The sequence below is a fragment of the Xenorhabdus vietnamensis genome, from assembly GCF_002127535.1.
Classification (GTDB): Bacteria; Pseudomonadota; Gammaproteobacteria; order Enterobacterales; family Enterobacteriaceae; genus Xenorhabdus; species Xenorhabdus vietnamensis.
Window position 1 is genome coordinate 87,411 of record NZ_MUBJ01000015.1, and the last position, 17,747, is coordinate 105,157.

The 17,747-nt window shown below is 44.4% G+C and carries 18 protein-coding genes and 1 riboswitch; of the genes, 6 read left to right on the forward strand and 12 right to left on the reverse strand.

Annotated elements, in window-relative coordinates; translation table 11 throughout:
- Window positions 1-34: 34 nt before the first annotated feature.
- The 9 genes from thiH to Xvie_RS13715 all read right to left on the reverse strand — a co-directional run bounded on the left by thiH (window position 35) and on the right by Xvie_RS13715 (window position 9,589).
- The gene (thiH, locus tag Xvie_RS13675) at window positions 35-1,159 is read right to left on the reverse strand and encodes a 2-iminoacetate synthase ThiH (protein ID WP_086109864.1); all 1,125 of its coding nucleotides are present in this window, start codon (window positions 1,157-1,159) and stop codon (window positions 35-37) included.
- Complete coding sequence (locus Xvie_RS13680; protein WP_086109865.1) at window positions 1,156-1,923, reverse strand: thiazole synthase; 768 nt, start codon at window positions 1,921-1,923, stop codon at window positions 1,156-1,158. Before Xvie_RS13680 ends, thiH begins: the two co-directional genes overlap by 4 nt.
- Window positions 1,924-1,943: 20 nt before the next feature.
- Window positions 1,944-2,144 carry a sulfur carrier protein ThiS gene (thiS, locus tag Xvie_RS13685; protein ID WP_086109866.1) on the reverse strand — a complete coding sequence of 67 codons (201 nt, stop codon included), beginning with the start codon at window positions 2,142-2,144 and terminating at the stop codon, window positions 1,944-1,946.
- Window positions 2,141-2,965 (reverse strand): HesA/MoeB/ThiF family protein, encoded by an 825-nt coding sequence (locus tag Xvie_RS13690; RefSeq protein ID WP_086109867.1) that lies wholly within the window; start codon window positions 2,963-2,965, stop codon window positions 2,141-2,143. Before Xvie_RS13690 ends, thiS begins: the two co-directional genes overlap by 4 nt.
- Complete coding sequence (gene thiE / locus Xvie_RS13695) at window positions 2,959-3,702, reverse strand: thiamine phosphate synthase (RefSeq protein ID WP_086109868.1); 744 nt, start codon at window positions 3,700-3,702, stop codon at window positions 2,959-2,961. The genes Xvie_RS13690 and thiE overlap by 7 nt, the downstream gene beginning before the upstream one ends.
- Window positions 3,671-5,692 carry a phosphomethylpyrimidine synthase ThiC gene (gene thiC, locus Xvie_RS13700; protein ID WP_086109869.1) on the reverse strand — a complete coding sequence of 674 codons (2,022 nt, stop codon included), beginning with the start codon at window positions 5,690-5,692 and terminating at the stop codon, window positions 3,671-3,673. Before thiC ends, thiE begins: the two co-directional genes overlap by 32 nt.
- Window positions 5,693-5,842: 150 nt before the next feature.
- Window positions 5,843-5,967: riboswitch (TPP riboswitch) on the reverse strand.
- A gap of 57 nt (window positions 5,968-6,024) precedes the next feature.
- Window positions 6,025-7,683 carry a YadA-like family protein gene (locus Xvie_RS13705; RefSeq protein WP_086109870.1) on the reverse strand — a complete coding sequence of 553 codons (1,659 nt, stop codon included), beginning with the start codon at window positions 7,681-7,683 and terminating at the stop codon, window positions 6,025-6,027.
- 22 nt (window positions 7,684-7,705) lie between these two features.
- A complete protein-coding gene (locus Xvie_RS13710; RefSeq protein ID WP_086109871.1) occupies window positions 7,706-8,632 on the reverse strand; it encodes a YadA-like family protein in 927 nt (308 codons plus the stop codon).
- 294 nt (window positions 8,633-8,926) lie between these two features.
- On the reverse strand, window positions 8,927-9,589 hold the full coding sequence (locus tag Xvie_RS13715) for an HAD family hydrolase (RefSeq protein WP_086109872.1): 663 nt from the start codon (window positions 9,587-9,589) through the stop codon (window positions 8,927-8,929).
- Between the two features lie 157 nt (window positions 9,590-9,746).
- Between Xvie_RS13715 and nudC the strand changes: the two genes are divergently transcribed.
- The 6 genes from nudC (at window position 9,747) to Xvie_RS13745 (ending at window position 14,313) form a co-directional block, all read left to right on the forward strand.
- Window positions 9,747-10,517, forward strand: coding sequence for an NAD(+) diphosphatase (nudC, locus tag Xvie_RS13720; RefSeq protein ID WP_086109873.1), 771 nt, complete (start codon window positions 9,747-9,749; stop codon window positions 10,515-10,517).
- A gap of 162 nt (window positions 10,518-10,679) precedes the next feature.
- The gene (gene hemE / locus Xvie_RS13725; RefSeq protein WP_086109874.1) at window positions 10,680-11,744 is read left to right on the forward strand and encodes a uroporphyrinogen decarboxylase; all 1,065 of its coding nucleotides are present in this window, start codon (window positions 10,680-10,682) and stop codon (window positions 11,742-11,744) included.
- Window positions 11,745-11,748: 4 nt separating this feature from the next.
- Window positions 11,749-12,402 carry a deoxyribonuclease V gene (gene nfi / locus Xvie_RS13730; RefSeq protein WP_139838859.1) on the forward strand — a complete coding sequence of 218 codons (654 nt, stop codon included), beginning with the start codon at window positions 11,749-11,751 and terminating at the stop codon, window positions 12,400-12,402.
- A gap of 101 nt (window positions 12,403-12,503) precedes the next feature.
- Complete coding sequence (locus tag Xvie_RS13735) at window positions 12,504-13,094, forward strand: YjaG family protein (protein WP_086109875.1); 591 nt, start codon at window positions 12,504-12,506, stop codon at window positions 13,092-13,094.
- A gap of 185 nt (window positions 13,095-13,279) precedes the next feature.
- Entirely contained in the window at window positions 13,280-13,552 is a 273-nt protein-coding gene (gene hupA, locus Xvie_RS13740) for a nucleoid-associated protein HU-alpha (RefSeq protein ID WP_010848914.1), read from the forward strand.
- Window positions 13,553-13,599: 47 nt separating this feature from the next.
- Window positions 13,600-14,313 carry a DUF1481 domain-containing protein gene (locus Xvie_RS13745; RefSeq protein WP_208612593.1) on the forward strand — a complete coding sequence of 238 codons (714 nt, stop codon included), beginning with the start codon at window positions 13,600-13,602 and terminating at the stop codon, window positions 14,311-14,313.
- A 27-nt stretch (window positions 14,314-14,340) separates the two neighbouring features.
- Here the strand turns inward: Xvie_RS13745 and purD are convergent, their stop codons facing one another.
- From purD to Xvie_RS21635, 3 genes are all read right to left on the reverse strand, one after another.
- On the reverse strand, window positions 14,341-15,639 hold the full coding sequence (gene purD / locus Xvie_RS13750; RefSeq protein ID WP_086109876.1) for a phosphoribosylamine--glycine ligase: 1,299 nt from the start codon (window positions 15,637-15,639) through the stop codon (window positions 14,341-14,343).
- 31 nt (window positions 15,640-15,670) lie between these two features.
- Window positions 15,671-17,260: a bifunctional phosphoribosylaminoimidazolecarboxamide formyltransferase/IMP cyclohydrolase gene (gene purH, locus Xvie_RS13755; protein WP_086109877.1), complete on the reverse strand. Its 1,590-nt coding sequence runs from the start codon at window positions 17,258-17,260 to the stop codon at window positions 15,671-15,673.
- Between the two features lie 62 nt (window positions 17,261-17,322).
- The coding region (locus Xvie_RS21635) for a hypothetical protein (RefSeq protein WP_167376281.1) at window positions 17,323-17,747 on the reverse strand (425 nt) is incomplete at its 5' end.

Sequence of the window (17,747 nt, forward strand, 5' to 3'; positions counted from 1 at the left end):
CTTAGGCCAAAGAGAAACGTTTTCGTTCTAAAAACTATCGACCTAAATAATTATCCCAATCCTTCCAAACAGGTTGTAACCCTGACTTGACCAAGGCTTCCGCGACCTGAAAAACAGAACGATTGTCGTGGGGAGCGAATTGTTCCAACTCGTGATGTTCATCGGCATAACCGCCCGGCTGGGTTTTTGAACCTGCACTGATGTTGTTGATAGCGAGAGGGACAACGTGATCACGAAAGAACGGCGATTCACGGGTGGAAAGAGAAAGCTCGACATCGGGCGCCAGCAGTCGGAATGCACAAATCAGCTGTACCAGTTCGGCTTCATTCATTAAAGAAGCCGGTTCTATGCCGCCTGCACAGGGGCGCAGCCGCGGAAAGGAGATGGAATAACGGCTTTTCCAGAACTGTTTTTGCAGGAAAAAGAGGTGCTCAGCCACCATATAGCAATCTGTTCGCCAATTGTGGGATAGTCCAATCAAGGCACCCAGACCAATCTTGTCTATTCCTGCCCGCCCAAGGCGTTCCGGTGTTTCCAGTCGCCAGTGGAAATCCTGCTTTTTACCTTTCAAATGATGCAATTGATAACTGGCTTGGTGGTAGGTTTCCTGATAGACCATCACACCATCCAACCCCAGAGTTTTCAGTTCAGCATATTCTTCTTGTGCCAGCGGCTGGACTTCCATTGAGACAGAGCTGAAATGGCGATGGATCAGGGGAAGACAGCGACGAAAATAGTCCATGCCAACTTTGTTTTGGTGTTCCCCTGTCACCAACAGGATATGCTCAAGTCCCTGTTTTTTCAGTGCGAGGCACTCTGCCTCAATTTCCTGTTCATTGAGTGTCTTGCGCTTGATGTGATTACTCATGGAGAAACCACAATAAGTACAGTCATTAGCACACAGATTGGAAAGGTAGAGTGGGATAAAAAATCCCACGGTATTACCAAAACGCTGGCGAGTGAGTTGCTGTGCGCGTTGGGCGAGCGGTTCAAGGTAAGGCAGTGCCGCAGGGGAGAGTAGGGCCATGAAATCATCCAGCGTCAGGCGATCACTGGTCAGTGCATGTTCAACATCCTGTGGTGTTTTACTGTTGATGCGTAGGGTGATGTCATCCCAATCCAGTTGTTGCCAGCGCTGGCTAAATGTTTGCTCTGTCATAGTACCCCCAGAAAATCGGTCAGTGGGCTGGAAGCCTCAGCATGGGATTTCTGGCTCGCTAAGCCTGCCTGGTGTGAAAGCTCGCCCGCTTCAATGGCGATTTTAAATGCCTGAGCCATTTTTACTGGATTGCGGGCAATTGCGATGGCGGTATTGACCAGCACGGCATCTGCACCCATTTCGATGGCTGCCAGTGCGTGGCTTGGTGCGCCGATCCCTGCATCCACAACAACGGGTACGTTGGTTTGTTCGATGATGATTTGTAGAAAATCGCGGGTTAGTAGCCCTTTATTTGAGCCGATGGGAGCACCCAGTGGCATAACAGCGGGACAGCCGACTTCTTCCAGCCTACGACACAGGACGGGATCTGCACCACAATAGGGTAGGACGATAAATCCCTCTTTGACTAACTGTTCCGCACCTTTCAGCGTTTCAATCGGATCGGGCAGCAGGTATTTTACATCGGGGTGGATCTCCAATTTAATCCAGTTAGTTCCTAATGCTTCCCGTGCAAGACGAGCGGCAAATATTGCTTCTTCTGCAGTTTTTGCGCCGGACGTATTTGGCAGGAGTTTGACGCCTAACTGTTGCAGTGGTGCGAGAATGCCATCGTCATTGCCGTGGAGATCGATGCGCTTCATTGCCATTGTCACCAGTTGGCTACCAGAGGCGCGGATCGCCTCGATCATTGAACCTGCATTGGCGAATTTGCCTGTTCCGGTAAAGAGGCGAGAGTGGAAGGTGGTATCTGCAATTTTTAACATAAAATTAGCCTCCGGCAATATTAGCCACCAGCAATGGCCTGAAACAGTAAAACATTATCCCCGTCATTAACCTGATGGATATGCCACTCTGAGCGCGGAATAATGGTTTGATTGATAGCCAAAGCAGTCCCTGATTGGGTGCGATTGATATGTTCCAGCAATTGTTGCACCGTCATGGGCGCGTTCAATGTAATGGGTTGATCATTGACGATAATGTTCATGCGACTTCTTTTCCTGACCGTTTTTCATCACTATCAGTTTTCCCTGTATCTGTTTCCCCGGTAACCGTTTTGTTGCTGGCTGCTTTGCAAATGGGGCACTGTAATGAGCGAGTAAGCTGTAATGTGCTCCAGCTTTGCTGTTTGCCATCAAACAGCCGGAGTTTTCCGTTTAGGGGAGAAGAAAGACCTGCCAGCATTTTTATGGCTTCTAATGATTGCAATGTACCGATCACACCAACGATGGGGCCTAAGACACCGGCTGTCTGGCAGTTTCGGTGAGGTTCTTCTTGATCGGGATAAAGACAGGCATAGCAACCGTGCTGGTAAGGTGGTGTCAATACCATCAATTGACCACTAAAACCGACGGCGCTTCCGCTGATGAGTGGTTTTTTTTCTGCAATACAGGCTACATTGATAGCATGGCGGGTTGCTAGGTTATCGCAGCAATCCAATACCAGATCGACTTCCCTTATCGCATTAACTAAAGACTCATGATTTTGCCGCTCGGTTAGATCAGTGATGTTGATATGCGGGTTCAGTTCAGCCAGTTGTTTTGCTGCTAATTGGGCTTTGTTGGCAGGAATATCTGCCGTGCGGTAGATAATCTGGCGTTGCAGGTTTGAAATATGCAACTTGTCATCATCTGCAAGATAAAGGTTTCCCACTCCTGCCGCTGCGAGATAAAGTGCAGCCGGTGATCCTAATCCGCCAAGGCCGACAATCAGTACTTTGCTGGCTTTTAGTTTCTCTTGTCCTTCAGGGCCAATGTCTTCCAGCATTAATTGGCGACTGTAGCGCATGAATTCTTGATCGTTTAACATAAAAGCCCCCGTTTCTGATCTTCAGCCAAATCTTGGCATTCAATCAAATCCTGACCTTCAACCAAATGAAGCAATCTGGCCGTTGCCTGCTGCCAGTCTTTTGCCTTTGTGATAGCACTGACCAATGCCACGCCACCCACACCTGTTGCAACGACATCCGGTACTCGTTCCAATGAAATGCCACCAATGGCGATGGTGGGGTATTCCGGTGTTATATCTACTTGATGTTTGAGCGCTTCCAGACCCTGTGGTGATGAGGGCATCTCTTTAGTGGCAGTGGGGAAAATATGCCCAAGTGCGATATAAGAAGGACGCAGAGATTTTGCCCGTGCCAGTTCCTGTTGATTGTGGGTAGAAATGCCCAGACGCAATCCGGCTTGCTGGATGGCACTGAGATCGGCGATATCAAGATCTTCCTGTCCCAGATGAACGCCATAGGCTTCGTGCTTGATCGCCAGACGCCAATAATCATTGATGAATAGACGGGCTTTATATTGGCGACCAAGTGAAATGGCAGCTTGAATGTCTTTCTCTACCTGTTCTTCGGGCTGGTCTTTGATCCGCAATTGCAGGGTTCTGACACCAGCTTCCAGTAACTGTTCAATCCATGTCAGTGAATCCACAATAGGATAAAGCCCCAGCCGATGTACGGTTGGGGCAAAAGGGGCTTTTGGGAGCACTTTGGCTATATTCACCCCAGATGTATCAGGCTGATTTTTTATGAGCTGACTTTTCATGAGCCACCTCCTCCGCGCTGTGATAGAGTTCGCTGCCACGGGAACGGAATTCTTCTGACATCTGTTCCATACCCGCTTCCTGTTCCAGTTTTGCGGCATAGTCGCGCACGTCCTGCGTAATTTTCATTGAGCAGAATTTTGGCCCACACATGGAACAGAAATGGGCAACTTTGCCTGATTCCTGTGGCAAGGTTTCATCGTGATAGGCGCGGGCGGTGTCGGGATCAAGCGCCAGATTGAATTGATCTTCCCAGCGGAACTCAAAACGTGCTTTTGACATGGCATTGTCACGGATTTGAGCTCCCGGATGGCCCTTGGCAAGGTCTGCCGCATGTGCTGCGATTTTGTAAGTAATCAGGCCTTGTTTAACATCTTCCTTGTTGGGCAAACCGAGGTGTTCTTTGGGGGTGACATAACACAGCATGGCACAGCCAAACCAGCCAATCATGGCGGCTCCGATGCCAGAGGTGAAATGGTCATAACCGGGGGCGATATCGGTCGTCAGCGGCCCTAAGGTATAGAAGGGGGCTTCGTGGCAATGTTCCAGCTCTTCTGTCATATTGCGGCGAATGAGTTGCATTGGGATATGCCCCGGCCCTTCGATCATGACCTGAACATCGTATTCCCATGCGATTTTAGTCAATTCACCGAGTGTATATAGTTCTGAAAATTGGGCTTCGTCATTGGCATCCTGAATTGAGCCGGGGCGCAACCCATCCCCCAAAGAGAGAGAGACATCATAGGCGGCACAAATTTCACAGATTTCGCGGAAGTGGGTGTAGAGGAAATTTTCCTGATGATGGGAGAGGCACCACTTCGCCATAATTGAGCCACCTCGGGAAACAATGCCTGTCAGGCGCTTGGCGGTCATCGGCACGTAACGCAGCAGTACTCCTGCATGAATGGTAAAATAATCCACGCCTTGTTCGGCCTGTTCCAGCAAAGTATCGCGGAACATTTCCCACGTCAGGTTTTCCGCAATGCCGCTGACTTTTTCCAGTGCCTGATAAATCGGCACAGTACCAATGGGAACCGGACTGTTTCGCAGTATCCATTCGCGGGTTTCGTGGATGTAGCGCCCGGTAGAGAGATCCATCACGGTATCTGCGCCCCAGCGGGTAGACCAAATCAGTTTTTCCACCTCTTCTTCGATGGATGATGTGACGGAGGAATTACCGATATTGGCATTCACTTTCACCAAAAAGTTGCGGCCAATAATCATGGGTTCGGATTCTGGGTGGTTAATGTTGGCGGGGATAATCGCGCGACCGGCAGCAATTTCTTGGCGAACAAATTCTGGTGTGATGTTTTCCGGTAAGTTGGCCCCGAAACTTTGTCCTGCATGTTGTTGGCGCAGGACTTCACTGCGGATACGCTCGCGTCCCATATTTTCGCGCAGTGCGATAAATTCCATTTCTGGTGTAATTATGCCTTGGCGAGCGTAGTGCAATTGAGTAACACGTTTACCCGGTCTGGCTTTTAGTGGATGCGGGCGGTTGTGGAAGCGGAGGTGATCCAATCCTGCATCGGCAAGACGTTGCTGGGTGAAATCAGAACTGAGTACTGGAACAGGTTCGGTATCGTTGCGTTCATCAATCCACGGTTGCCGGATTTTACATAAGCCTGTCTGCACATCCAATACGGAAGTAGGATCGCCATAAGGGCCAGCAGTATCATAAACGGGAATCGGCTCGTTTTCTTCAAATTGAGGATTCTCTTTCGTGCCACCTATTAATGTGGGAGAAAGTTGGATCTCACGCATCGGAACTTGAATATCTTGACGTGAACCTTCAAGGTAAATGCGTTTTGAGTTGGGAAAAGCCACTCCTTGAATGGTGTTGATAAACGCTTGTGCGGCATCTCGTTGAGCTTTGCGTGGCCTTGCTGGATGAGCTTTTTGCGAAATATCAGCCGTTGGAATAATGGAATTGGAAATAGTGGCATTTGAAATAGCGCTATTTGAAATAACGATATCATTGGACTTAGACATAGCAAATTCCTGACTGTGTTATTGCCTACTTCATTGCTGAACAGGCTTAAGTTGAGAAAATTGCTTGTCTGGAGCTCGCAGGGAGTAATGGCTGGTGCTGGTTGGTATTTGTACATGATATTGGCATGGATGTACGATAATACTGGCAGCGGGATGATTACTCTTGTTCCCTTCGCGGGTATTAGCCCGATCAGGTTCTGCGGATCCCGAACTAACGGTCTCAGCCTGTGTTCATCGTGTTATACGCTGAACGCTAGGCACTCCGACAAGAAAAAAACACCCCAGAGTATAAAGGGGATTGTGAAAACTACAACCTAAAACTTTAGGTGGGATTAAAATCCAATCGCAATTCCTGAGTTAAGCCCTGTACCGCTTTGGGTGTCATAAGTCATAGCAACTTTTATCTGAGCATGTGGGCTAATGGTAAAAATAGAGCCTACAGCACCAGCAGCCTGATCACGGTATGAGGCAATGCCGATGCCAACAGAGAATTTATTACCACCTTTTTGCGGAATGGCCGCTGTTGCCATTGCCGCAGAAATACCCGCGTTGATTTTTTTCTGCTGTTTATCAACGCTGCGGCTCAACTGATCAAAACGGGAGCCAGTGTAGTTTTTTGACATTTTGTCAGACAATGCTTGATACTTGGTCGTTTGGATATCGGTATAGTGGGTTGATTGTCTAGTGATATGCTGAAATCGTTGTTTGGCATCATCTTTCATCGGTAGCAGGATATCATCAGTGTGCTTGTTAGCTTGTGCTTGTAGGGTATCTGTTTTTGTTTTGATTTCCTTAGAGAGTGCTGCTGTTCCCACTTCAATGTGGGTTTTTGCCTGTTTTAAGACATTGTCTAGACTGCCGTTAAGCTGTTTGACATTGACGATATGATTATCCTCAATACCTGCTTTGACCCCAGTTATCTGGCGGTGACCGATGTTCAATTCATCTGCTCGTGTAGCTATTGAACCTACGCCAAGTGCGATTCCTCCGTTGGTGCTGGATGAACCAACCCCGATAGCAACTGTATTGTCACCGTCAGCCTTGCCGCCAATCGCGATAACTGTATCGCCAGCAGCTCCCTCGGCATTTAATGCCACGGCGTTTTTTAAGTACGTGGCCGTAGTTGTTGCCGTGGTATTGTGCCCGAGGACAACACTGGAATTTATTTCAGCCATACTGGAACCAATGCCAGCATTCCCATTTCCTCCCAAGACGCTATTACTGGGAGTTATTTGAGTTATCAGTTGGTTTTGGTCATCTTTGAATAAATTATTGCCGTGAATAATATAGTTATCATTACCATTAATGTCAGAGCCAATCGTGTGTTTAAGTGTGTTATTGGCGCCTGATATTTTATTTTTATTCGAACTAATGAGGGTATTGTGAGCATTAGTAATTGTGTTTTCCTGGGAGTTAGTCAAGTTATTCCAATGAGCACTGATTTCATTTTTGTCAGAATTTATTAGTATAACTCCTTGAACATAATTTAAGTTGTTATCATTTGAGTTCTGTAGTTTGTTGTTATCGCCATGAACTGTATTTTGATCAGAGTTATCTAATGTATTTTTAACTCCTAATATGGAATTTTTATTGGAATTTTTTAATTCGCTAAAGTTTGTTTCCATTGAATTTAGATTCGATTTTTCTAATTTATTGTAAGCGCCATATATCTTGTTTTTATTACTATTAATTAACTCAATATAGAATGAATCAATTTCCCATAAATTATAACCAATATGAATTATTTCATCTCTTTTTCCAATGTCATTGTCACTTGAGTTTATTATAGTTGATTCTGAGGCTAATACTCTGTTGTTAAAGGAATTGGTCAATTTATTATTACTCAAATAACTTGCAGTGAACGTATTGCCATTTTTATCTTCTGTAAATGTTAAGGTATTATTATTACTATGAATGGGAGGTTCAACAGCCATTGTTATATTTGTTGTCAGAGAGATCGAAATTAATAAAAATGAATACCGAATTTTCATTACCTATATTCCTAATCCTATATTAATTCGCACCAAACGCCAGACCAGCCGCGATACCAACACCACCTAAGGTATCAATAGAGGCATTAAAATGAGTAACAGTTCTGGCAGATATATTCCATTCAGCTCCAATAGCTAAGGCATTTTGGTTGTGGAAAGAACTGACCGCCATGCCAAAGGATTTTTCGTAACCGAATTTTTGTGGGATAGCCGACATAGCCATTGCTCCACTGATGCCCGCATTAGCAAGGTTATAATTATGTGTCAGCTTACGATTTAATTGGTTATAGCGGGTGTCGGTATAATGCTTGGTTTTTTCTAAGGAATCATTGAAGGATTGAGATACTATTTTATTGGTGTAATGGGTTATCTCATTAATGGTTTTTTTCTTCTCTTTGTTGATATATGGCCTAACACTATTCACTGTTTCATTTAAGTTATTCTCTATGGTATGCAGATGATTTTGAAAAGATTTGTTTAATTTTTCAACCTTTTTATTAATATGTATATTGGCATTTTCCAGATTATTTTGAGCCATCTGGTTTAATTGCCTAACATTGACTGCATCAGTATCAGCAACCCCAGAATTTACGCCAGTAATTTGTCTATTACCAATGTTCATTTCATAGTATTTTTCAGATTTTGAATCACTGCCAATGGCAATACCTCCATTTTGGGATTCTCCACCACCAATAGATATACCATCGCCATTAGTGACAGTACCAGATCCAATAATGATTCCTTTATCGGAGTTAATCAGTTTACCGTTATTTCCGACCACAATACCTTTAGTGGCTCCATTTAGGTTATTTTGTGTGCCAATAGCAATAGAATTTTCTGTGATATTCTCGTTTTGGCTGCCACTAGGGTAGATATTTATTTCAGCTAAGGCAGATGGTGAGCACAATATAAATGCTGTTATGGTTGGTGAAATATATTTATTTATCACTAAACTATTCTCAATATTTATGGTTGCGAAAAGATTGATGTTTTAATTAGGCGCTGAATTATGCAAGTAATACTGGATGGTTGGAAGATAAATGGTTTTTTTAGGATATATCTGATGTTTCAATAATAGGATGATTGGCTATTTACAATAATATTGATTTTCTCTTAACTGATTGTATTTTAGGTTTTTTTAAAATTCCTGGGCAATTTTTTCCTTACCTTTTAATGATTTTTTAGGAAAGAATCTGCTATTTTGGGGAGTTAACAAAATAGCAGCATATTTAGAGAATGTTTTTTAAAGCAACCAATTCAATTGGTTCCATCCACGAATTTCTGCTTCTGATTGCAATTTCTGATCTGCATTAACGGTAAATACTTCACTGGCAAATAAACACATCGGCAAGTCATTCATTGAGTCTGTATAAAATGCAATGTGCTCAGGCGAGAAATTCTGCTCTGCAAGCCATTGTTGTAAACGGGTGACCTTGCCTTCACGGAAGGTCGGAGTTCCTTGAATATTGCCCGTATAGCAGCCATCTTTCATTACCATATCAATTCCCATTGCGGTTTGTACGCCAAACGCAGCAGCAATTTTTTTGACCACGAAGGATACTGTGGCAGAGATAATAATGATGGGAATGTTTTGCTGGCGGTAAATCTCTAATTGTTTTTTGGCCGCAGGATAGAAAAGTGGTTTGATCTTTGTTTCCACAAAATCTGTTAGCCAGATATCTACCTGTTCATGATGAGCTTGATGCAGTGATTGCAAATTGAATGTCAGGTAATCATGCATATTCAATTTTCCTGCACTGTAATCTTTCATCATTTTCTGGTCTGCTTCTATAAAGCGAGGATCGGTAATGATACCTTTTTCCCATAGATAATTTGTCCAGAGTTGGCTGGAATCTCCGCAAATCAGTGTTTCATCCAGATCAAATACAGCGATTTGTTTTGGCATTATTGTGACTCTCTATTGTGGGCAGGTATTCAGAAGTACAGTTAATATAACAAGATTAAAGACGAAAGAAGATGAAAAAGGAGTATGCTTGTTTTGTGTTGATTTTAGGCAACATATTTTGAGAATAATCACACAACCAATGATGGAATAGATATAAATGATGCAACAAAAACTGACAGGTACAGAACGGGGCTGGTGGATTATCAGCCTTGAAAATCGGGTTTGGCTACCACAAGGAGAGTTGCCTTCAGGAACTGCCAATCAGTGGTCATTGCAAGGTCATATGGCGTTGCCCATTGGCGAGTGGTTGGGGGAAACGGTTTGGTTGATTCGCCAGAAAATGGTTTCAGATATGTCCTCTCCCCGTTTAATTGCTGATCATGATGTTCAATTATTTCAATTGGTTGGGCGTGGCGTCCAATTAGCTGAGTTTTATCGTTCACATCAATATTGTGGTTATTGTGGTCATGGAATGCAGCATAGTCCACATGAATGGGCCTGTTTGTGCAACCATTGCCATGAACGTTACTACCCACAAATTTCTCCCAGTATTATTGTTGGTATCCGGCGTGATGACCATATTCTTTTGGCACAGCATCAGCGTCACCGCAATGGCATCCATACCGTGCTTGCCGGTTTTGTTGAAGTGGGGGAAACGCTGGAAGAAGCTGTGCACCGTGAAGTAATGGAAGAGAGTGGAATTAAGATCCGTAACTTGCGTTATGTTGCTTCTCAGCCGTGGCCTTTCCCGAATTCATTGATGACAGGTTTTCTGGCTGATTATGAGAGTGGCGAAATCAAGGTTGATCCCGTTGAGCTTATCAGTGCAGATTGGTATCGCTATGATAACCTTCCTCTGATTCCTCCCCCTGATACGATTGCCCGCCGTTTAATTGAAGATACGGTTGCGTTGTGCCGCCATCAGTAATTTGTCAATAAGTGAGCAAATCACGTTATTGGAGGTTATGCCAGAAGTTCAATTTCAGGCATGTTAAACTGCGCCAGTTTTTTCGTGCATATTTGTCGTGCATATTGCAGCGGAATGATGCTGCAGAAAAGTGCTGTGATCAATTAATCAAGGGAGCTTGTCATGAATGAGTTGAAAAACGATCGCTATCTGCGTGCCTTATTGCGTCAGCCTGTCGATATCACACCTGTATGGATGATGCGTCAGGCCGGTCGATATTTACCTGAATACAAAGCTACACGTCAGGCGGCAGGAGATTTCATCTCGTTATGCAAAAACACTGAATTGGCTTGTGAAGTCACTCTCCAGCCCTTGCGCCGTTTTCCGCTGGATGCAGCTATCCTGTTTTCGGATATTTTGACTATTCCTGATGCAATGGGATTGGGGCTTTATTTCGAAGCGGGTGAAGGGCCACGTTTTCATTCTCCGATCCAGAATCATGCTGATGTAGAAAAATTACCGGTGCCTGATCCAGAGCTGGAATTGGGCTATGTAATGGATGCGGTACGTGCGATTCGTAAGGCATTGGCGGGGCAGATTCCTCTGATTGGTTTCTCTGGTAGTCCGTGGACATTAGCAACTTATATGGTCGAGGGAGGAAGCAGCAAGGCTTTCACCAAAATTAAATCCATGATGTATGCGGAGCCTGCTACGTTGCATATGCTACTGGATAAATTGGCAAACAGCGTTATTCTATATTTGAATGCGCAAATAAAAGCGGGCGCTCAATCTGTCATGATTTTTGATACTTGGGGAGGCGTTTTGTCCCAGCGCGATTATCTGGCGTTTTCCCTGCAATATATGCATAAAATTGTTGATGGATTGATCCGCGAGAATGAAGGACGTCGTGTGCCTGTTACCTTGTTTACAAAAGGGGGCGGGCAATGGCTTGAAGCGATGGCAGCAACCGGTTGTGACGCACTTGGTCTGGACTGGACGACGAGTATCGCTGATGCGCGTCGGCGCGTTGGTGATAAAGTCGCTTTGCAGGGTAATATGGATCCTTCCATGCTGTATGCTCAGCCAGCACGAATTGAAGAAGAAGTTTCGACGATTTTGCAAGATTTTGGTGTGGGCAGTGGGCATGTTTTCAATTTGGGACATGGTATTCATCAGGATGTTCCACCAGAGCATGCCGGTGCATTTGTCGAAGCAGTACATAGGCTTTCAGTAAAATACCATCAATGACTCTATGATTGATACAAAGGCATTACGTCAGGAACAGATAGAAAAATCACGGCAGGTTATCCGCCATGATGTTTTTTCTGCATCTTTTACGCCAAAATTCATTGCGGGTGCTGATGTTGGGTTCGAAAAGAGTGGTACGGTGACTTGTGCCGCAATCGCGGTGTTACAGTACCCTTCACTAGAATTGGTCGAATATCAAATTGCCAGGATCGATACACTCCTTCCCTATATCCCCGGTTTACTTTCATTTCGTGAATATCCTGCGCTGATGGCTGCATGGCAAAAATTAAGATTGCGGCCGGATTTGGTTATGGTGGATGGTCAGGGCATTGCCCATCCACGGCGTTTTGGCGTTGCCAGCCATTTTGGACTATTGGCGGATATTCCAACAATTGGAGTGGCAAAGAGCCGCTTGTGTGGTGAACACATACCGGTAGGAGAGGCTCAGGGAAGTCGCCAGCCATTGATGGAGCATGGTGAACAGATCGGTGTTGTATTGAGAAGCAAAAAAAGGTGTAATCCGCTCTATATTTCCCTCGGCCATAAAATCTGTCTTGACAGTGCAGTATTTTGGGTTGAGCAGTGTATGAAGGGATATAAATTGCCTGAACCAACCCGTTGGGCGGATGGAATCTCTTCACGCAAGGTTGTTTTTTGAGCAAATAATGCAGAAAAATCTATAATTGTGCTGGAACAGTGTGGATCTTCTTGATTTTCAGGTAAACTTCGGCGCAAATTAGGCACTATGAGTAACGACCAATGTTAAGAAACCCGATCCACCTGAGGTTGGAGAAACTCGAAAGTTGGCAACATTTGACTTTTATGGCTAGTCTATGTGAGCGTATGTATCCAAATTATCAGGTGTTTTGTCGCCAAAGCGAGTTTTCAGATCCTGCACAATATCGCCGTATTTTGGATTTAGTGTGGGAAATATTGGTCGTGAAAGATGTAAAAGTAAATTTTGATAATCAGCTGGAAAAATTGGAATCTATTGTCCCATCATCAGAAGATTATGATATTTATGGTGTGTACCCAGCGATTGATGCGTGTATTGCATTGGGTGAAGTAATTCATTCTCGTCTGAGTGGCTCAACATTAGAGCATGCAATAGCGGTCAGTGAAATATCCATCCGTACTGTTGCTATGCTGGAAATGACGCAGGCTGGCAGGGAAATGACTGAGGATGAGTTGAAAGTATTACCGGCCATTGAAGAAGAGTGGGATATTCAATGGGAGATTTTCCGTTTATTGGCAGATTGCGAAGAGCGGGATATCGAATTAATTAAAGGATTAAAGGCTGATCTCCGTGAGGCGGGGGTTAGTAATATCGGCATAAATTTGGAGCAATAACTCATAAAACGTGACTTGTTGCTTGATTTGCCGCATTTAAAGACTTCACTTTTGCCCTCACTCTGTTCTACATTGGGGGGCGAAAAGAAGTGGCTATCGGTGCGTGTATGCAGGGGTGCTGTCAAATCGGCATATCCGTCGCACTCGATGCTTTGCAAACGATAAACACACTGTAAGGATAATCTATGAATAAGACCGAATTAGTTGATGCAATTGCAGCAGGCGCAGACCTGACTAAAACCCAGGCTAAAGCTGCTCTGGAATCGACTTTGAATGCAATCACTGAATCCCTGAAAAATGGTGATGCAGTGCAGTTGGTAGGTTTTGGTACTTTCAAAGTTAACCACCGTGCAGAACGCACTGGTCGTAACCCACAAACTGGTAAAGAAATCAAAATCGCAGCAGCAAACGTGCCTGCTTTTTCTGCTGGTAAGGCATTGAAAGACGCAGTTAAGTAATCGTATTGCTAAAAAAAATAAGAGGGGAAAATAAACCCCTTTTGTTGATTCTACAGGGGCTGTTAGCATTAGGAATCATATTTTTGCTCAGCGCCTGTTCGAGCCAACCAAGAACACCTCTTTTCAGTGCCAGCGGTTTTGTAACCGACGGTGGTGTTGTTCGTTTATGGCGATTGAATGATCAAAACAGTAAACCTCAGGTTATCATGAGTGTTTACAGTCCTTACCATTATAATCCTTACCATAATAAAGATACCCACAATCAAAATGCCCATAATAGAGATAGTTATAATAGAAACACCATTGTAACGTTCTACGAGTATCGTCATGGTAGCTTGTGGCAGATCCGTCGCAATGTGCTTGATAACCCTCCAATCACAGAAACATTACGAATCGATCAAGATAATTCCGTTATTTTTAAACTGCGGCAATTGCAAAAACGTAATGAACCGCTGTCCGATGATGATATGGCTCGCCTGAAATCTGATACTAAGCAGATAGAAAAAATTAGTGACGCTTTAATTACAGATAAAGTTAAGTTATTACAGGGGCACTGGTTGAATGGACGAGTGACTACTTGTTCAGGAAAACAATTGCTTATTGAATTTGAGCCTCATGATCAGAATTGGCTCAAAGAAAGAGAAAGTAACAACTCCGGTTTGTTGGTTATTGCATGGCTGGATTCGCCGAAAGGGAAACGGTTATTGTTGGTCGCCAATGATGATTTTTGTCGCTGGGAGCCGACGAAAGATAAACTGTAATCCTGTACTTCCGTCGGCTTGGGGGTTCTATTTCAAACGTGCAATTGCCCGGTAGCCAATATCTTTACGATAAAAGCAGCCTTCCCAGCTAATTTGCCCTGCTCTTAGATACGCTTTTTTCTGTGCATCCGCGATATCACAACCTAAAGCAGTAACACATAAAACACGTCCGCCCGCAGTGATAACATTTTCGTCCTTAAAAGCTGTTCCCGCATGAAAAACCTTTTCATTTATATCTGATTCACCGATATCTGATTTTTGTACTAACCCACGAATAATATTACCTTTGGTATAACTGGCTGGATAACCTCCCGCTGCCAGTACGATCCCCAAAGCAGGGCGATCGTCCCATACAGAGGTTTTTCCGCTTAACTGGCCTGTAGCACCAGCAAGGCACAATTCGATCAAATCAGAGCGTAGACGCATCATGATGGGTTGAGTTTCAGGATCACCAAATCGACAGTTAAACTCGATTACTTTCGGTTCACCCTGCTTATCAATCATTAACCCTGCATAGAGAAAACCGACGTAGGTATGGCCTTCGGCTGCCATTCCTTCCACAGTAGGGTAAATGATTGTTTCCATCACACGCTGGTGGATCTCATTCGTTACTACCGGTGCCGGTGAGTAAGCCCCCATTCCTCCGGTATTCGGCCCTGTATCAGCGTCACCCACGCGTTTGTGATCTTGACTGGTTGCCATAGGAACTACGTTTTTTCCATCCACCATGACAATAAAACTGGCCTCTTCCCCATCCAGAAATTCTTCAATGACAATACGATACCCAGCATTACCAAACGCATTACCAGCCAGCATATCTTTGATGGCGCTTTGTGCCTCTTCCATGGTTGTGGCAACCACTACGCCTTTACCCGCAGCAAGGCCATCGGCTTTAATAACGATTGGTGTGCCCATTTTTTCCAAATAAGCCAGTGCAGGTTCAATTTCTGTAAAATTTTGGTAGGCTGCCGTAGGTATATGATGACGGGCAAGGAAATCTTTGGTAAAAGCTTTGGAACCTTCTAATTGGGCAGCTGCTTTTGTTGGGCCGAAAATAGTCAGCCCTGCCTGCTTGAAAGCATCAACCATACCGATAACCAGTGGAGCTTCGGGCCCTACAATAGTCAGGCCAATTTCATGATCTTGGGCGAATGCCAGCAAACCTTCAATATCTGTTGCGGCAATGTCCACATTTTCTAAATTTGTTTCCAATGCTGTGCCCGCATTACCCGGTGCAACATAAACCTTATTTGCCAGAGGAGACTGCGCCGCTTTCCAAGCTAATGCATGTTCTCTTCCACCATTACCAATAATCAATATGTTCATCTGGGGGCTCCTATTAATAAGGTAGAAGTTGTTAATGACGAAAATGGCGCATGCCAGTGAAAATCATGGCAATATCGTGTTCATCGGCGGCAGCAATTACTTCATCATCACGAATAGAACCACCTGGTTGGATAATACAGCTCACTCCTACAGCTGCTGCGGCATCAATACCATCCCTGAATGGGAAGAATGCATCTGAAGCCATGGCGCAACCATGAACTTCTAAACCTTCATCTGCTGCTTTAATGCCTGCGATTTTGGCAGAGTAAACACGGCTCATTTGTCCGGCTCCAATACCAATTGTCATATTATCCTTGGCATAAACGATAGCATTGGATTTGACGAATTTAGCGACCTTCCAGCAGAACAGGGCATCTTGCATTTCTTGTTCTGTCGGCTGGCGTTTGGATACAACAACCAGATCACTTTCTGTCACCATGCCTAAATCGCGATCTTGTACCAGCAAACCACCATTAACACGTTTAAAATCTAAGCTAGTAACAGGAGAATGCCATTCGCCGGATGCCAAAACGCGGACATTTTGTTTTGTTGCCAGAATTGGAAGAGCTGCTTTATTAATAGAAGGAGCAATAATGACTTCAACAAATTGGCGTTCAATAATGGCTTGGGCGGTGTTGGCATCTAGTTCACGGTTAAATGCAATGATGCCTCCGAAAGCGGAAGTAGGATCGGTCTTAAAGGCGCGGTCGTAGGCAGTATGGATATCAGTACCAATCGCAATACCACAAGGATTGGCGTGTTTGACAATTACGCAGGCAGGTTCAAAAAAGGTTTTGACACATTCCAGTGCAGCATCGGTATCCGCAATATTGTTATAAGAGAGTGCCTTGCCTTGCAACTGGGTTGCTGTAGCAATCGAAGCCTCTGTGATTTGCTCTTCTATATAGAAGGCTGCGTCTTGATGACTGTTTTCACCATAACGCATATCTTGCTTTTTAATGAAATTCAGATTCAGTGTACGAGGGAAACGACCTGATGGCTGATCAGTTTCGCCATGATAAGGTGGAACTAATGTGCCAAAGTAATTAGCAATCATGCTGTCATATGCGGCGGTATGCTCAAATGCCTTGATGGCTAAATTAAAGCGAGTGGATTGTGTCAGCGAATTTTGGTTGTTATCCATCTCCTTAATAATTTTGTCGTAATCTTGGCTATTGACAACAATCGTCACATCTTTGTGATTTTTGGCAGCAGAGCGAACCATTGTTGGGCCGCCGATATCAATATTCTCTACTGCATCTTCCAGAGAGCAATTTGGTTTTGCCACGGTTTGAGCAAAGGGATAAAGGTTAACGACTACCATATCAATCGGCGAAATCTGGTGTTGTGCCATCACCTCATCATCCAGCCCACGCCGACCCAAAATGCCACCGTGGACTTTGGGATGAAGTGTTTTGACCCGTCCATCCATCATTTCAGGAAAACTTGTATAGTCAGAAACCTCGGTAACATTCAATCCTGCTTCGGCCAGTAGACCAGCAGTGCCACCCGTAGAAAGCAGTTCGATACCGCGACTGGATAAGGCTTTGGCAAATTCAACAATTCCCGCTTTGTCAGAAACACTCAGCAGGGCACGGCGGATTGGACGAAGCTGTTGCATTGGTGTGATCCTTCGAATTTCATAAAACAAGAATGTGTTATTGGGGGAAAAAACCACTGACTTTATAGAAAAAATGGTTTCTGCAATAACATTTCAAAACAATCTGAAAAAACATGTGTGATTTTTCCTTCGTGAATTGTAACGCAAACGTTTGCGTTATGCTCGGTAAATTTCACCAAAATATCGTTTTGTGGATAATGTTGTGAGTAAGTGGGTATAAATAGGGGTTTTGCTGTGTGATTGAGCAAACGATAATTTTTTTCAAAAAAAACTATTGTCACCGCCGGAAAACTCCCTATAATGCGCCACCACTGACCGACGCTGAGCTGAGACACGCCGCGGCGGGCGGCGAAGAAAAGCGAAAATAAGCGCTTGACTTCGGAGGCGAAAAGCGTAAGATACGCAGCCTCGCAACCGGGAAACGAATCATCGGTTGCAATGCTCTTTAACAATTGAATCAGACAATCTGTGTGGGCACTCGCAAGAC

Excerpts from the sequence above, each read along its gene's own strand:
- thiH (WP_086109864.1), bottom strand. The coding sequence starts at position 1,159 with ATGACAGAGCAAACATTTAGCCAGCGCTGGCAACAACTGGATTGGGAT.
- Xvie_RS13680 (WP_086109865.1), bottom strand. The coding sequence starts at position 1,923 with ATGTTAAAAATTGCAGATACCACCTTCCACTCTCGCCTCTTTACCGGA.
- thiS (WP_086109866.1), bottom strand. The coding sequence starts at position 2,144 with ATGAACATTATCGTCAATGATCAACCCATTACATTGAACGCGCCCATG.
- Xvie_RS13690 (WP_086109867.1), bottom strand. The coding sequence starts at position 2,965 with ATGTTAAACGATCAAGAATTCATGCGCTACAGTCGCCAATTAATGCTG.
- thiE (WP_086109868.1), bottom strand. The coding sequence starts at position 3,702 with ATGAAAAGTCAGCTCATAAAAAATCAGCCTGATACATCTGGGGTGAAT.
- thiC (WP_086109869.1), bottom strand. The coding sequence starts at position 5,692 with ATGTCTAAGTCCAATGATATCGTTATTTCAAATAGCGCTATTTCAAAT.
- Xvie_RS13705 (WP_086109870.1), bottom strand. The coding sequence starts at position 7,683 with ATGAAAATTCGGTATTCATTTTTATTAATTTCGATCTCTCTGACAACA.
- Xvie_RS13715 (WP_086109872.1), bottom strand. The coding sequence starts at position 9,589 with ATGCCAAAACAAATCGCTGTATTTGATCTGGATGAAACACTGATTTGC.
- nudC (WP_086109873.1), top strand. The coding sequence starts at position 9,747 with ATGATGCAACAAAAACTGACAGGTACAGAACGGGGCTGGTGGATTATC.
- hemE (WP_086109874.1), top strand. The coding sequence starts at position 10,680 with ATGAATGAGTTGAAAAACGATCGCTATCTGCGTGCCTTATTGCGTCAG.
- nfi (WP_139838859.1), top strand. The coding sequence starts at position 11,749 with ATGATTGATACAAAGGCATTACGTCAGGAACAGATAGAAAAATCACGG.
- Xvie_RS13735 (WP_086109875.1), top strand. The coding sequence starts at position 12,504 with ATGTTAAGAAACCCGATCCACCTGAGGTTGGAGAAACTCGAAAGTTGG.
- hupA (WP_010848914.1), top strand. The coding sequence starts at position 13,280 with ATGAATAAGACCGAATTAGTTGATGCAATTGCAGCAGGCGCAGACCTG.
- purD (WP_086109876.1), bottom strand. The coding sequence starts at position 15,639 with ATGAACATATTGATTATTGGTAATGGTGGAAGAGAACATGCATTAGCT.
- purH (WP_086109877.1), bottom strand. The coding sequence starts at position 17,260 with ATGCAACAGCTTCGTCCAATCCGCCGTGCCCTGCTGAGTGTTTCTGAC.